This window comes from Rhodanobacter sp. PCA2 (assembly GCF_013620825.1).
In the GTDB taxonomy this organism is placed as follows: Bacteria; Pseudomonadota; Gammaproteobacteria; order Xanthomonadales; family Rhodanobacteraceae; genus Rhodanobacter_A.
Genome location: NZ_NJIC01000044.1, coordinates 20157 through 35221 on the forward strand (window position 1 = coordinate 20157; position 15065 = coordinate 35221).

Annotated in this window: 10 protein-coding genes; 6 read left to right on the top strand and 4 right to left on the bottom strand. The window is 70.8% G+C overall.

Features of this window, described 5'->3' with window-relative positions; all coding sequences use genetic code 11:
• Positions 1–25: 25 nt before the first annotated feature.
• The gene (locus PCA_RS14220) at positions 26–3757 is read right to left on the bottom strand and encodes a methylmalonyl-CoA mutase family protein (protein WP_181303278.1); all 3732 of its coding nucleotides are present in this window, start codon (positions 3755–3757) and stop codon (positions 26–28) included.
• 317 nt (positions 3758–4074) lie between these two features.
• Here PCA_RS14220 and PCA_RS14225 point away from each other — a divergent pair, with 317 nt between their 5' ends.
• Positions 4075–4917 (top strand): energy transducer TonB, encoded by an 843-nt coding sequence (locus PCA_RS14225; protein WP_181303279.1) that lies wholly within the window; start codon positions 4075–4077, stop codon positions 4915–4917.
• Positions 4918–4965: 48 nt separating this feature from the next.
• On the opposite strand, the gene PCA_RS14230 is transcribed toward PCA_RS14225, so the two are convergent.
• The 3 genes from PCA_RS14230 to PCA_RS14240 form a co-directional block, all read right to left on the bottom strand.
• Positions 4966–5187 (bottom strand): cation transport regulator ChaB, encoded by a 222-nt coding sequence (locus tag PCA_RS14230; protein WP_181303280.1) that lies wholly within the window; start codon positions 5185–5187, stop codon positions 4966–4968.
• Positions 5188–5335: 148 nt separating this feature from the next.
• A complete protein-coding gene (locus PCA_RS14235; protein WP_181303281.1) occupies positions 5336–6253 on the bottom strand; it encodes an alpha/beta hydrolase in 918 nt (305 codons plus the stop codon).
• A gap of 11 nt (positions 6254–6264) precedes the next feature.
• Positions 6265–6870 carry a TetR/AcrR family transcriptional regulator gene (locus PCA_RS14240; protein WP_181303282.1) on the bottom strand — a complete coding sequence of 202 codons (606 nt, stop codon included), beginning with the start codon at positions 6868–6870 and terminating at the stop codon, positions 6265–6267.
• 101 nt (positions 6871–6971) lie between these two features.
• Here PCA_RS14240 and PCA_RS14245 point away from each other — a divergent pair, with 101 nt between their 5' ends.
• The 5 genes from PCA_RS14245 to recB form a co-directional block, all read left to right on the top strand.
• Entirely contained in the window at positions 6972–7769 is a 798-nt protein-coding gene (locus PCA_RS14245) for a M48 family metallopeptidase (RefSeq protein WP_181303283.1), read from the top strand.
• Positions 7770–7877: 108 nt separating this feature from the next.
• Complete coding sequence (locus tag PCA_RS14250; protein WP_181303284.1) at positions 7878–8213, top strand: YXWGXW repeat-containing protein; 336 nt, start codon at positions 7878–7880, stop codon at positions 8211–8213.
• A gap of 133 nt (positions 8214–8346) precedes the next feature.
• Complete coding sequence (locus tag PCA_RS14255; RefSeq protein ID WP_181303285.1) at positions 8347–8724, top strand: YXWGXW repeat-containing protein; 378 nt, start codon at positions 8347–8349, stop codon at positions 8722–8724.
• A 157-nt stretch (positions 8725–8881) separates the two neighbouring features.
• Positions 8882–12373 (top strand): exodeoxyribonuclease V subunit gamma, encoded by a 3492-nt coding sequence (gene recC / locus PCA_RS14260; protein ID WP_181303286.1) that lies wholly within the window; start codon positions 8882–8884, stop codon positions 12371–12373.
• On the top strand, positions 12370–15065 hold a 2696-nt coding region (gene recB / locus PCA_RS14265), incomplete at its 3' end, for an exodeoxyribonuclease V subunit beta (protein WP_181303287.1). The genes recC and recB, both read left to right, overlap by 4 nt.

The window sequence follows — 15065 nt, forward strand, 5'->3', positions numbered from 1 at the left end:
CGTGCCGGGCAACGCGGCGGGACACTTACATGTTCCGCCGATACTCGCCGCCCACATCGTACAGCGCATGGCTGATCTGGCCCAGCGAGTGGGTCTTCACCGCTTCCATCAGCGCGGCGAAGACGTTCTTGCGGTCGCGGGCGGTGTTTTGGAGGTAGGCGAGGCCGTGGCCCTGGGCGTTGTTGGGGTGCTGCCCTTGGGCTTTGAGGACATGCTGTCCTTCGACTTCGCTCGCCGTTGGCGAGCTACGCTCTGGACGAACGGAGTCTGCGGGAGCTGCGGCGTCGGTGGAGTCGGTGCCGTGGGCGTGGGAGGTTTCGCCGGCGGGGGCCAGGGCGTTGCGCGCCTGCTGGAACGCCTGCACGTTGGCGATCTGCTGGCCCTTCTCCTCCTCCGTCGAGCGGATGAGTTCGATCTCGGTGGCGATCTCGCCGCCCTTGTCCTTGGGCAGGAAGGTGTTGACGCCGATCAGGGGCAGCGAGCCGTCGTGTTTCTTGTGCTCGTAGTACAGGCTTTCTTCCTGGATCTTGCCGCGCTGGTACATGGTGTCCATGGCGCCGAGCACGCCGCCGCGCTCGCTGATGGCTTCGAATTCCTTGTACACGGCCTCTTCCACCAGGTCGGTGAGTTCCTCGACCACGTAGCTGCCCTGCCAGGGGTTTTCGTTGAAGTTGAGGCCGAGTTCCTTGTTGATGATCATCTGGATCGCCACGGCGCGGCGCACGCTTTCCTCGGTGGGCGTGGTGATGGCTTCGTCGTAGGCGTTGGTGTGCAGGCTGTTGCAGTTGTCGAACAGGGCGTACAGCGCCTGCAGCGTGGTGCGGATGTCGTTGAACTGGATTTCCTGCGCGTGCAGCGAACGGCCGCTGGTCTGGATGTGGTACTTCATCATCTGGCTGCGCGCGCTGGCGCCGTAGCGCTCGCGCATGGCGCGGGCCCAGATGCGGCGGGCCACGCGGCCGATCACGGTGTATTCCGGGTCCATGCCGTTGGAGAAGAAGAACGACAGGTTCGGTGCGAAGTCGTCGATCTTCATCCCGCGCGCGAGGTAGTACTCCACGATGGTGAAGCCGTTGCTCAGCGTGAAGGCGAGCTGGCTGATCGGGTTCGCGCCGGCCTCGGCGATGTGGTAGCCGGAGATGGACACCGAGTAGAAATTGCGGACCTTGTGCTCCACGAAGTACTGCTGGATGTCGCCCATCATGCGCAGGGCGAACTCGGTGGAGAAGATGCAGGTGTTCTGCGCCTGATCCTCCTTGAGGATGTCTGCCTGCACGGTGCCGCGCACGGTGCTGAGCGTCTCGGCCTTGATGCGCGCGTAGGTCTCGTCATCCACCAGCTGGTTGCCGGTGACGCCGAGCAGGCCGAGGCCCAGGCCTTCGTTGCCCTTGGGCAGTTCGCCGGAATACTGCGGGCGGCCATTCGGATACATCGCGGCGATCTTCTTTTCCGCCGCGGCCCAGCGCGCGGGGTCCTGCTTTAGGTACTTCTCCACGTTCTGGTCGATCGCGGTGTTCATGAACATCGCGAGGATGATCGGCGCGGGACCGTTGATGGTCATCGACACCGAGCTGGTGGGCGCGCTGAGGTCGAAGCCGGAGTACAGCTTCTTCATGTCGTCCAGCGTGGCGATGTTGACGCCGGAGTTGCCGATCTTGCCGTAGATGTCGGGGCGCGGCGCCGGGTCTTCGCCGTACAGCGTGACCGAGTCGAACGCGGTGGACAGGCGCGTGGCCGCACCGCCCTGGCTCAGGTAATGGAAGCGGCGGTTGGTGCGCTCGGGCGTGCCCTCGCCCGCGAACATGCGGGTGGGGTCCTCGCCGCTGCGGCGGTACGGGTACACGCCGCCGGTGTAGGGGTAGTGGCCCGGCAGGTTTTCCTTGCCGAGGAACACGAGCTGGTCGCCCCAGCTTTCCGTCTTCGGCGGCGCCACCTTGGGAATCTTCTGGTGGCTCAACGACTCGCGGTAGTTCTCCACGCGGATGGTCTTGTCGCGCACCTTGTACTCGTTGACCTCCTTGGTCACCGACTCGCGCAACTGCGGCCAGTCGCGCAGCAGGTGGATGGACTCGTGGCTGAGCTCTTTCAGCGCGGCGTTGTAGCGTTGGCGGAGGAGAAGCAGGGTGCGGTCGACGTGCTGCCCATCATTTCGGTTCTGCCCGTCATTCCGGCGAAAGCCGGAATCCAGTGCCTTTGCATTTGAGTCGTGCGCTTCGCGCGAGTTATCCGACTGGATCCCGGCTTTCGCCGGGATGACGGCGTCATGCAAATCCTCGCCGTGATACAGCTCCAGCGGCTTCGGCAGCTTGTCGTCGCCCAGCTCCTTCAACGACTCGTAGTAATGCTGCGCCTTGCTCGCCGCCTCGGCCTGGTGGGCGACGGAGGCGTTGATGCCGCGGCCCTGTTCGGCGATCTCCGCAAGGTAGCGCACGCGGCTGCCGGGGATCAGCACGGTGGCGCGGGGTTCCTTCAGCGAGGTGTCGACGCTGGGCGCCCACTTCTCCGTGGGCAGGTGCAGCTTGTCGCGCATCAGCCGGCACAGGTTCGCGAACATCCAGGTGACGCCGGGGTCGTTGAACTGGCTGGCGATGGTGGGGTACACCGGCACGTCCTCGTCCTTCACGGCGAACGCGGTGTGGTTGCGCTTCCACTGCTTGCGCACGTCGCGCAGCGCGTCCTCGGCGCCGCGGCGGTCGAACTTGTTCAGCACCACCAGGTCGGCGAAGTCGATCATGTCGATCTTCTCCAGCTGGCTGGCCGCGCCGTAGTCGCTGGTCATCACGTAGACCGGGAAATCCACCAGGTCGACGATCTCGGAATCGCTCTGGCCGATGCCGGCGGTTTCCACGATCACCAGGTCGTAGGGCTGCGCCTTGAGGAAGTCGATGCAGTCGTGCAGCACCTCGTTGGTGGCGGCGTGCTGGCGGCGCGTGGCCATGGATCGCATGTAGACGCGATGGCTGCGCAGCGCGTTCATGCGGATGCGGTCGCCCAGCAGCGCACCGCCCGAACGGCGGCGGGTGGGATCGATGGCGAGCACGGCGATGCGCATCTGCGGGAATGCGTGCAGGAAACGCAGCAGCAGTTCGTCCACCACGCTGGACTTGCCCGCGCCGCCGGTGCCGGTGAGGCCGAGCACGGGCGTGGCCTTGCCGGCCAGCTTCCACTGCTTGCGCAGGTGGTCGAGGTCGGTGGCGGAGAGCTTGCGCTCCTCGATCGCGGAGAGCATGTGGCCGATGGATATCTCGTCGTCCACGCTCACCTTCGACGCGGCGGTGTCGGGCGCGCGCTGCGCGGCGGCGTTGCCGGCGCGCTTCATCACGTCCTCGATCATCTCGGTGAGGCCGAGCTTCATGCCGTCGTTCGGGTGGTAGATGCGCTCCACGCCATAGGCCTGCAGCTCGCGGATTTCCTCCGGCGTGATGGTGCCGCCGCCGCCGCCGAACACGCGGATGTGGGCGGCGCCCTTCTCCTTCAGCATGTCCACCATGTACTTGAAGTACTCGACGTGGCCGCCCTGGTAGGACGACAGCGCGATGGCGTCGGCGTCCTCCTGCAGCGCGGCGCGCACCACGTCCTCCACCGAGCGGTTGTGGCCCAGGTGGATCACCTCGGCGCCCTGGCTCTGGATGATGCGGCGCATGATGTTGATCGCCGCGTCGTGGCCGTCGAACAGGCTGGCCGCGGTGACGAAGCGCAGCGGGGTGGCCTCGGCCTGGGGGGAGCCGACGGGAACATGCTTGGCGGGGGAACTCATGGCGACTCCGGCATCGTGTGCGATAGCTGGTCGATTCTAGTCGGGATCGATGTCCGGGGCTTGCTGCAGCGCGGATACCCATGCGTATGGAAGCGCGGATTCCCGGCGAAAACCGGCGTCGCGGGCGACTCACGCACGCCACGGTTTGCCGGCATACTGGCGGCCGAAGATGCGGCGCCCCGCAGGCGCCCATCGGGGGACCATCCACGAATGGCGCCGAAGGCCGCGCGGCAACTGCCACGCGCAGGCAGCGGACCGCCCTCGCCTGCCGCCCGGGATGGACACGCTGCTACGCAAAGGAATGAAGGAACGCACGCATGAAGAAGGTCTTGTTCGGCGCGACCCTGGCGATGGCGACGATGGTCGCCCAGGCCGGCAACCTCCGGGACGTCGAATCCTCCGCCCTGGTCCAGGGCAGCCTCGTGCTGGCCCCGGATGGCACGGTGCGGGACGCGACGATCACCGACCCCGCCAAGTACGGCCAGGCCATCTCCGACATGGTGCGCAAGGCCGTGCTGCAGTGGCGCTTCCAACCCGTGCTGCTGGATGGCGCGCCGGTGATCGCCAAAAGCAGCATGCGGGTGCGCGTGGTACTGAAGAAAAACCCCGACGGCAACTACACCGCGCGCATCAAGGGCGCCACCTTCGGCGACGACGATCCGGGCGACACCGGGGTGCTGCATGCAGCCGAGGCGAACAAGAAGCTCTATCCACACTATCCCGAGGCGGCGATCCGCGCCCGCGTGCAGGGCACGGTGTACCTGGCGCTGCACGTGGACCGCAACGGCCGGGTGACCGACGCCGTGGCCGAGCAGGTCAACCTGGACAATACCGGCACCGACCTCGCGCTCAAGCGGTACCGCGAGGTGCTGGCGAAGTCGGCGCTGGACGTGGCGCGCACGTGGACCTACCGGGTCCCCACCACCGGCAAGCTCGCCGGGCAGGACAGTTGGACCGTGCATCTGCCGGTCAGGTATTACCTCAACACGCTGGGTGAGCCGCCGCGTGACCACACCTGGGAAACCTATGTCCCCGGCCCGTACACGCGGGCTCCCTGGGTGGACAAGCCCGACGTGAATGCCGCCGACGCCCTCGCCGATGGCGCCGTGCAGACCGACGGCGCGGGCCCGGTGCTGCTGTCTCCGCTCAACCACGGTTGACGGCGGCGGCGCCCGTCGCCATGGACGGGCGCCGCGACGCCGGCCTGCCTATTTCGCCGGCCAGCGGTCGCCTTCGCGGCGGGTGTGGTCGCTCATCGCCGACCAGGCGACCGGCGCCGCTTCTTCGCGCGATTCGTCGTCGCGGCGTGCACCCTCGCCGGCACAGGCTTCCAGCGGGCCATCGAACGCTACCCCGCCGCCCTGCCGGGCGTGCTTCGACAGCTGCTCGCGCTCCCAGGCGGGGAGTTCGCTGACGCTCAGGCAGGACATGTCCGTGCTCCTTGGGTTGGCGCGGCAAGCTTGGACCATGCCGGATCAAGCCGTCGTCAAACCGCCGCGATCCATCCGCTGCACGCGGCCCTCGCGATGATGAAAACCGGTTGGCGCGTAGCGTTGCAGCCGTCCGCGCAGAAGACGCTCAGGCCACGCCCAGCGGCAGGTTGGGGGTGCCGATCACCCGCACGCCCACCGCTTCCCCGCGCGCGAACGCCAGCGACGCGGCGATCACCGCGGGTTCGCTAAGCACGCGGCGGTGACCCAGCCCCTGCGTGCTGAGCAGGCGCGCGCCGGGCCAGTAGCGCGCGTAGCGCTCGCCCTCGCTCCACGGCACGTCGGGGTCCTCGAGGTCGTGCACGATCAGCGCGGGCAGGCCCAGCGCCGGCAGGCGGCGATGCACTTCCAGTTGCTCCACGCGCACGCCGGTACGGCGCAGCAGCCAGTCGTAGAACGCCTGGCGCAGGTGCTCGCCCACCCGCACGAGGCGGAAGTAGCGGCTGGCCGCGTCGGCCATGTCGGCGGCGGGCGCCACCAGCACCAGCCGGCGCGCGTGCCAGTCCTCGTCCTGCGCCAGCGCCAGCGCGGCGCCGCCCAGCGAGTGACCCACCGCCAGCGCGGCCTCGCCGTAGTGGCAGCCCACCGCGCGCACGGTCGCGGTGAATTCCGGCAAGGTGCACAGCTTGCCGCTGCTGCGGCCGTGGCCGGGCTGGTCGAACGCAACCACGGCGTAGCCTTGCGCGCGCAGCCCTTCCACCCACGGCAGGAAGCGCAGGCCGAAGCTGGACCAGCCATGCGCCATCAGCGCGTACGGCTGCGCGGCGGGATCGCCCCAGACGTAGGTGGCGATGGTTTCGCCACCGGCCTGCAAGTCCTCGCGCCGCATCCCGGCGTCGCCCTGCGCCGCCAGCGCGCGCCTGCGGCTGCTGGCGAACGGCGTGGCGAACAGTTGCGCGGCGCGGTCGGCGGTCTGCTTTGGCGCCAGCCTGCCACCGAGCACGAAACCGGCGCGCAGCGCGCCGAGGCGGAGACGGGCGGAAACGGGAGTCGCATGCGTGGCCATGGGAGCGTTCCTCAAGGTTGCCAACTGCGCCAGAGCCGCTCGAAGGCGGCTTCGGCGTGGCGATGGGCCTGGTCGTAGCCGAACAGGCCGCCGTCGTGGTGCAGGCCCAGCAGCAGCGCGTAGATCTCGAACGCGAGCTGGGCGGTGTCGGTATCGGTGCGCAGATGGCCGGCGTCCACCGCCTGCGCGATCGCCTTCTGCATCTCGACGCGCCAGCCGGCTTGCTGCGCCACCACGGCGTCGTGCAGCGCGCCCACGCGGCCGTCGTACTCGCTGGCGGCGGACAGCAGCACGCAGCCGTTCTCGTGCCAGCGCGCCCAGGCGAACCAGTTCGCCACGATCGCGCGCAGGCGCGGCAGGCCGCGCGGCTGCTTCAGCGCCGGCAGCAGCACCTTGGCCATGAAGCGCCGCGCGCCCAGGTCCAGCACGGCCAGCTGCAGATCCTCGCGCGAGCCGAAGTGCGCGAACACGCCGCTCTTGGACATCTCCACGTCGGCCGCCAGCGTGCCGATGGACAGGCCTTCCAGCCCGTCGCGGCGCGCCAGCACGTAGGCGTGGTCGAGGATGATGTCGCGCGTGGCGGCGCGCTTGCCGGTGGCGGTCGCTGGAGTGCCCATGGGCTGAAAATAGCACGACCGTTCGTTTTATTTCCAGTTCCCGCCCGACGCAACATCCTGCGGGTATGCTGGAGGCCCCGTTCGCCCCGGATGGAACCGCCATGCGCCCACGCCACCTGCCCGTGCTGCTCGCTTCCGCGCTGCTCGCCGCCTGCGCCACCTCGCCCACCGGCCGGCCGCAGCTGATGATGGTTTCCGACACGCAGATGAGCCAGATGGGCCTCACCGCGTTCGACGGCATGCGCAAGCAGGGCAAGTTCGTGGACGCGCCGCGCGAACGCGCCTACGCCACCTGCGTCGCGAACGCGCTGATCGCGGTGCTGCCGCCGCCATGGAACACCCAGTCCTGGGAAGTGCAGATCGTGGGCGACGACAACGCCAACGCGTTCGCCCTGCCCGGCGGGCGCATCGGCGTGAACCGCGGCATGTTCAAGACCGCGACCGACCAGAACCAACTGGCCGTGGTGCTGGGCCACGAGCTGTCGCACGTGGTGTCCCGCCACGGCGCGGAGCGCGTGTCGGACAACTACGCCGCGCAGGCCGCGGTGTTGGCCGGCACCGCCTACGCCGCCAGCCGCGGCACCGACGCCGGCTACGCGGCCGCGGTGCTGGGCGCCGGCGCCCAGGTGGGCTTGCTGCTGCCGTTCTCGCGCACCCAGGAAAGCGAGGCGGACGGCCTGGGCCTGCGCTACATGGCGCAAGCCGGCTTCGATCCGCGCGCGGCCGCCACGCTGTGGACCAAGATGGAGCAGCAGGGCGGCGCCAAGGGGCCGGCCTTCCTCTCCACCCATCCCTCGCCGGGGCGGCGCGCGCAGACGCTGGCCGCCGAAGCCCAGCAGCTGATGCCGACGTACGAGCAGGCGCGCGCCAGCGGCCGCGCCCCGAACTGCAAGATGTAGCCGAGCCGACCGGCGCCTGAACGCGGCCGCGGCGCCGCGTCAACACGCGTTCGCGTGGCGGCGTTCTCCGTCCTGCACGCCGCCCCCGCGGCGACCACGGAGAACACGATGAGCCGCAAGTCGACCGCCCTGTTTCTTTCCGCCGCGCTCGCGCTGGCCTGCACCGGCCTCGCCGCGCCTGCGGCGCAGGCCGCGCCGCAGGTATCGGTGGGGGTGGGCATAGGCGTGGCGCCGCCGGCGCCGCGTTTCGAACGGGCGCCGCCGCCGCGCGCCGGCTACGCGTGGGCGCCCGGCTACTGGCAGTGGAGCCCGCGCATGCGTCGCCACGTGTGGGTGGCGGGCCGCTGGATGCGCGTGCACCCCGGCTACCGCTACGTGCCGGCGCGCTGGCGGCAGGGGCCGCATGGCCACTGGCACTTCAACGCCGGCCACTGGGCGCGCTGAACCCGCAACAAGCTGCGACGGAAACGGCGATGCCGCGCCGCTTTCCGCCGCCGGCACCGCTTCTACACTCGCCCCACCCACGGCGCGGCAACGCCGTCCGGCCACCGTCCACCATCACCATCGAGGGAACTCCATGTCGTCACGTCTTGCAGGTCTGTTGATCGTCGCCACCGCCGCTGCCGTGGCCGCGGGCTGCGTCGAGGAGCGTCCGGTGTACCGCCCGCGCCCGGTGCAGCGCGAGGTGATCGTCGAGCGCCAGGCGCCGCCGCCGCCCGAAGTGGTGGAGGTGATCGCGCCGCAGCCGCCGCCGCCGCGCATCGTGGAAGTGGTGCCGCCGCCGCGCCCGGGCTTCGTCTGGGTGAACGGCTACTGGCGCTGGGACGGCCGTCGCTATGTCCCGGTGGCCGGCCACTGGCGCGAGGCGCGCGCCGGCTACCACTACGTGCACCCGCACTGGGAACAGCGCAACGACGGCTGGCATTTCCACGTGGGTGTGTGGGTGAACGACTGAGCCGCGGCGCAAATCGGACGGGCGAGCCTGCATCGCCCGCACTGGTGCAGCAAACGGCCCGGAATCCCGGGCCGTTTGCCTTTGTTGCGGCCATGGTTCCCGGCACCTTTGTCGCGCGGTCGCAGACGGCGAGACCAAAGGACGGCAAAATCGGCGGATGCCCGACCACCCGCCCATCACGGAAGACATCCAGCCCGGCCTGATGGTCGTGCACGGCAACCAGCTGGAAGACCTGCGCGACCTGCTGGTGGCGTGGCTGGCGCGTGCGCCGCTCGCCCCGCTGGAGGACGAGCTGATGCTGGTGCAGAGCAACGGCATCGCGCAGTGGCTGAAGCTGGCGCTGGCGCGGCCGCGCGAAGCGGGCGGCATGGGCATCAGCGCGGCGGTGGAGATGCAGTTGCCCGGCCGCTTCCTGTGGCAGGCCTACCGCGCCGTGCTGGGGCGCGAGGCGGTGTCGGCGGACTCGCCGTTCGACAAGTCGCGCCTCGCCTGGCGCCTGATGCGCCTGCTGCCCGCGCAACTCGGCCACGCCGACTTCGCGCCGCTGCGCCACTTCCTCGGCGAGGGACAGATCGACCCGACGAAATTGTTCCAGCTGGCCCAGCAGATCGCCGACCTGTTCGACCAGTACCAGGTCTACCGCGCCGACTGGCTGGAGGATTGGGAACACGGCCGCGACATGCTGCGCGACGAGCTGCGCGCATCCCACCCGGCGCTGCCCGCGAAGCAGCGCTGGCAGGCGCGCCTGTGGCGCGCGCTGCTGGACGACGTGGGCCGCGCGCAACGCGGCAGCCATCGCGCCGCCACGCATCGCGCCTTCCTCGAACGCGCCGCCACGCTGCAGGAACGGCCTGCCGCGCTGCCCCGGCGCATCGTGGTGTTCGGCATTTCCTCCCTGCCGCAGCAAACATTGGAGGCGCTCACCGCGCTGGGCCGCATCAGCCAGGTGCTGCTGCTGGTGACCAACCCGTGCCGGCATTACTGGGCCGAGATCATCGAGGACCGCGAGCTGCTCAAGGCCGCGCAGCATCGCCACGCCACCAAGCCCGGCCTGCCGGACGAGCCCCGCTACGAGGAGCTGCACCTGCACGCGAACCCGCTGCTCGCCGCGTGGGGCAGGCAGGGCCGCGACTACATCCGCCTGCTCGACACCTTCGACCGCCCCGACGCCTACAGCGCGCGCTTCGCCGCGCTGGGCCGCGACATCGACCTGTTCGCCGATCCCGGCCGCGACAGCCTGCTGCACCAGGTGCAGCAGGCCATCCTCGACCTCGAGCCGCTGCCCGCCGATCCCGCGCAACGCAAACGGCTGCAAGCCGGCGACGAATCGCTGCGCTTCCACGTCGCGCACAACCCGCAGCGCGAGGTGGAGATCCTGCACGACGAACTGCTGGCGATGTTCGAGCAGGCTGCGCGCGCGGGAAAACCGCTGGCGCCGCGCGACGTGATGGTGATGGTGCCGGACATCCAGACCTACGCCCCGCACATCCAGGCCGTGTTCGGCCGCGTGCCGCCCGGCGACCCGCGCCACCTGCCCTGCAGCATCGCCGACCGTCCCGCCCGCGGCGCGGCGCCCCTGCTGGTGGCGCTGGAACAGCTGCTGCGCCTGCCCGAGTCGCGCTTCGCCGCCGGCGACATCTTCGATCTGCTGGACGCGCCCGCGCTGCGTCGCCGCCTTGGTCTCGACGAAACCGCGCTGCCGGTGCTGCGCCGCTGGATCGCGGACGCCGGCATCCGCTGGGGCCTGGACGGCGCGCAGAAACAAAACCTTGGCCTGCCGCCCGAGGAACAGAACACCTGGCGCTTCGGCCTGCGCCGCATGCTGCTGGGCTATGCGGTGGGCGACGGCGAATCGCTGGACGGCATCGCGCCCTGCGCCGAGGTGGGCGGCCTGGACGCCGCGCTGGTCGGTCCGCTCGCCGCCCTGATCGAAAGGCTGGAACACTGGTGGCGCACCTGCGCCGTCCCGGCGACGCCCGCGCAATGGGGCGCGCGCCTGCGCACGCTGCTCGCGGAGATGTTCGACGCCGGTCGCGACGATGACGACGCTCTCGCCCTGCAACGCCTCGACGATGCGCTCGCCGACTGGGAACTCGCCTGCGCGGAAGCCGGCTTCGACCAGCCGCTGCCGCTCGCCGTGGTGCGCGAATACTGGCTCGGCGCGATCGACGAGAGCCGTCTCTCGCAGCGCTTCCTCGGCGGCGCAGTGAGCTTCGGCACCCTGCTGCCGATGCGCGCGATTCCGTTCCGCGTGGTGTGCCTGCTGGGCATGAACGACGGCGACTACCCGCGCCGCCACGACGCGCCCGACTTCGACCTGATGGCGCAAGCCGGCCAGCAGCGCCCCGGCGACCGCTCGCGCCGCGAGGACGACCGTTACCTGTTCCTCGAAGCCCTGCTCTCCGCGCGCGACGCGCTGTACGTGAGCTGGGTGGGCCGCAGCGCGCGCGACAACTCCGCGCTGCCGCCCTCGGTACTGGTGGGCCAGCTGCGCGACTACCTCGCGGCGGGCTGGCGTCGGGCGGACGACGACACGCACGATGCGGCATCCGCGGAAAAGCTGCTCGCCGCGCTCACCACCGACTATCCGCTGCAGGCCTTCAGCCAGCGCTATTTCGACGCCGCCGGCGACGCACGCCTGTTCACCTACGCCACGGAATGGCAGCGCGCGCGCCAGGCCCCGCCCACGGGCGACGACGCACCGCTGCCCGCGTGGCAGCCGGAGACCGCGCTCAACCTGGGCCTGCTGCAGCGCTTCCTCAAGGCGCCCGCGAAAACCTTCTACGCCGAACGCCTGGGCGTGCGCTTCGACGCGCTGGACGATACCGATCCCGAGCACGAACCGTTCGCGCTGGACGCCCTGGAACGCCACGGCGCCACCGACCTGCTGCTGCGCACCGCGATCGCCACGGGCGCCGGCGCGCTCGCCCCCACCGCACAACGCCTGCGCGAACAGGGCGTGCTGCCGCCCGGCGGCTTCGGCACGCTGGCGCTGGAACCGATCGCGCGGGCTGCACGCGACGCCAGCGAGGCATGGCGCGAACTGGACGCGCGCTGGCCGCAGGCGGCCGACATCCGCGAACTCCGGCACGAGGCGCTGGGCCTGCGCGTGGAGGACTGGCTGGGCGACCTGCGCCACGACGGCGCGGGCGGCCACGTGCGCCTGCTGGCCAGTGCCGGCGCGCTGAAGAGGAACGAGGCCCTGCGCGTAGACAAGCTGCTGGACGCCTGGGTGCCGCACCTGCTCGCGAACGCGAACGCGCTGCAGCTCACCACCTGGGTCGCCGCGCCCGACGCCACCGTGGCGCTGCGGCCGCTGTCCGCCGGCGAAGCCGCCCGCCATCTCGACGAACTGCTGGCGGCCTTGCGCGCCGGCATGCAGGCGCCGCTGCCGCTCGCGCGCATGACCGCGTTCGCGTGGCTGAAGCTCGCCACGGACGGTCGCGACGACGCCGCGATCGAGGCCGCGGCGCGCCGGCGCTACAACCACGACGACAGCGGCCACGGCGTCGGCGAAGTGGACACCGACGCCTGCCTCGCGCGCGAATGGCCCGACTTCACGCGACTGCAGCAGGCCGGCTTCGCGGACTGGCTGCACCTGTACCTGCCGCTGTTCGACAGCGTGCGCGGAGAGGGAGGCGCCGCATGAGCGCGCCCGCACCGCTGGACCCCCTGCGCCTGCCGCTGGCCGGCATCCAGCTCATCGAGGCCAGCGCCGGCACCGGCAAGACCTGGACCATCGCCGCGCTGTACCTGCGCCTGGTGCTGGGCCACGGCGGCGGCCCGGCCCTGCTGCCCGCGCAGATCCTGGTGATGACGTTCACCCGGGCCGCCACCGCGGAACTGCGCGAACGCATCCGCACGCGCCTGGCCGAGGCCGCCGCCGCGTTCCGCGGCCAGCGCGAGGCCGACGACTTCCTGCTAGCGCTGATCGCCGACTATCCCGACGAGGACGCGCGCGCCGCCGCCGCGCGGCGCCTGGAACTCGCCGCGCAATGGATGGACGAGGCCGCCGTGTTCACCATCCACGGCTGGTGCCAGCGCATGCTGCTGCAGCACGCGTTCGACAGCGGCGAGGCGGCGGCCGAAGGCGGCCTGGCCGACGAAAGCGAACTGCTGGCCGACGCCGTGCGCGACTACTGGCGCCGCTTCGTCCTCCCGCTGGATCGCGACGCTGCCGAGCTGCTGGCACAGGAATGGCAGGAACCCGACGCGCTGCAATACGCGGTCAAGCCGCTGCTGGCCAGCGCGCCCGACGGCCTGCGCCGGAAAGGCCAGCCCGTGCCCGCCATCGCCGACCCCGCGCATGCGCTGAGCGGCGAGGCGGCAGGGCTGCGCGAAGCCGAAGAGCACGCGCGTGCGCTGTGGCGCGAGCACGGCGGGGAGATCGCGCGGCTGATGCACGAAGCATTGGACAACGGCGTGCTCAGCGCCGCCAGCTACAAGCGCGCCGCGCTGGAGGCCGACCACGCCGCGTTCGACGCCTGGGGCAGCACCGCGGAACTCGAACAAGCCGGCGCGCTGACGCGCCATTCCACCGCCAAGCTCACAAGCGCCACCCGCAAGAACCGGGTCACGCCCGCGCACGCGTTCTTCGCCGCCGTCGACGCCGTGCTGGCGGCCCGCGCCGCCACCGCCCGACTGCGGCCGCTGCTGCTCGCCCACGCCGCGAACTGGATCGCGCAGCGCCTGGACGAAACCCGCCGCGCGCGCGCGCTGCTCGGCTACGACGACATGCTGAAGCGCCTCGCCGCGGCCCTGCACGGCGCGAACGGCGACGCGCTGGCGCAGACCATCGCCGCGCAATACCCGGCCGCGCTGGTGGACGAATTCCAGGACACCGACCCGCTGCAATGGCGCAGCCTGCAACGCATCTACGGCGAGTGCGACGACACCGCACTGCTGCTGATCGGCGATCCCAAGCAGGCGATCTACGGCTTCCGCGGCGCGGACATCCACACCTATTTCCACGCCCGCGAAAGCGCCGCCGAACCGCACTGGACGCTGGGCACCAACCATCGTTCCAGCAAGGAGCTGGTGGCCGCGGTGAATCGCGTGTTCGAGCACGCGGACACGCAGCCGGACGGCGCGTTCGGCTTCGGCGGCGAGCTGCCGTTCGTGCCGGTGCAGGCCCGCGGCCGCAGCGAGGTCCTGCAGCTGGACGGCGCCCCGCTGCCCGCGTTGCAACTGGCCCTGCCTCCCTGCGGCGATCCGGTGAGCATGGGCGCGTGGCGCGAGTCCATGGCGGCCCACGCCGCCGCGCAACTCGTCGCGTGGCTGGATGCCGCCCAGGCCGGGCGCTGCGGTTTCGTGGGCGCAGACGGCCGGCTCACGCCGCTGCAACCCGGCGACGTCGCAATCCTGGTGCGCGACAAGACCGATGCCGCCGCGATGGCCGGCGCCTTGCGCCGGCGCGGCCTCGCCCATGTCTATCTGTCCGACCAACACTCGGTGTACGCCAGCGAGCAGGCGGTGGACCTGCTGCGCTGGCTGCACGCCTGCGCCCGTCCAGGCGACGACCGCGCCATGCGCGCCGCGCTGGCCACGCCCGGCATGGCGCGCAGCCTGGCCGAACTCGCCAGCCTCGACGACGACGCCCGGCGCGAAGCCAGCGACGAGCACTTCCGACAGTTGCACGCGCTGTGGCAACGCCACGGCGTGCTGGCGATGCTGCACGAGCTGCTGCACCGCTTCGACCTGCCCGCGCGCCTGCTCGCCTGCGACGGCGGCGAACGCGCGCTGACCAACATGCTGCACCTGGCCGAGCTGCTGCAGCAGGCCGCCACCGGGCTGGACGGCGAGCACGCGCTGATCCGCTTTCTCGCCACGCAGATCGAGCAGCCCGGCGGCGGCGAGGATGCCGATGCGCAGCTGGTGCGGCTGGAAAGCGAGGCGGCGCTGGTCAAGCTGGTGACCGTGCACAAATCCAAGGGGCTGGAATACCCCGTGGTGCTGCTGCCGTTCGCCTGCGGCTTCCGCGAGATCGACGCCGACAAACCCGTACTTGTGCGCGATGGCGAGGGCCGGGTCCGCATGGACCTCGAACCCGACGCCGCCGCCTTGCAGGCGGCGGACGACCAACGCCTGCAGGAAGACCTGCGCCTGCTCTACGTGGCGCTCACCCGCGCCCGCCATGCGTGCTGGGTGGGCGTGGGCAACCTCAAGCGCGGCAACCGCAAGGACTCCGACCTGCACAAGTCCGCGCTCGGTTACGTGCTGGCCGGCGGCGACCCCATCGATGCGGAGGCGCTGCTGCCGCGCGTGCGCGCGCTGGCCGGCGAGTGCGCCTCCATCCACCTCGTCGACCTGCCCATGGAAGCGGACGAACACCGCCACCACCC

Excerpts from the sequence above, each read along its gene's own strand:
- PCA_RS14230 (WP_181303280.1), bottom strand. The coding sequence starts at position 5,187 with ATGTCCTGCCTGAGCGTCAGCGAACTCCCCGCCTGGGAGCGCGAGCAG.
- PCA_RS14240 (WP_181303282.1), bottom strand. The coding sequence starts at position 6,870 with ATGGGCACTCCAGCGACCGCCACCGGCAAGCGCGCCGCCACGCGCGAC.
- PCA_RS14235 (WP_181303281.1), bottom strand. The coding sequence starts at position 6,253 with ATGGCCACGCATGCGACTCCCGTTTCCGCCCGTCTCCGCCTCGGCGCG.
- PCA_RS14225 (WP_181303279.1), top strand. The coding sequence starts at position 4,075 with ATGAAGAAGGTCTTGTTCGGCGCGACCCTGGCGATGGCGACGATGGTC.
- PCA_RS14255 (WP_181303285.1), top strand. The coding sequence starts at position 8,347 with ATGTCGTCACGTCTTGCAGGTCTGTTGATCGTCGCCACCGCCGCTGCC.
- PCA_RS14245 (WP_181303283.1), top strand. The coding sequence starts at position 6,972 with ATGCGCCCACGCCACCTGCCCGTGCTGCTCGCTTCCGCGCTGCTCGCC.
- PCA_RS14250 (WP_181303284.1), top strand. The coding sequence starts at position 7,878 with ATGAGCCGCAAGTCGACCGCCCTGTTTCTTTCCGCCGCGCTCGCGCTG.
- recC (WP_181303286.1), top strand. The coding sequence starts at position 8,882 with ATGCCCGACCACCCGCCCATCACGGAAGACATCCAGCCCGGCCTGATG.
- PCA_RS14220 (WP_181303278.1), bottom strand. The coding sequence starts at position 3,757 with ATGAGTTCCCCCGCCAAGCATGTTCCCGTCGGCTCCCCCCAGGCCGAG.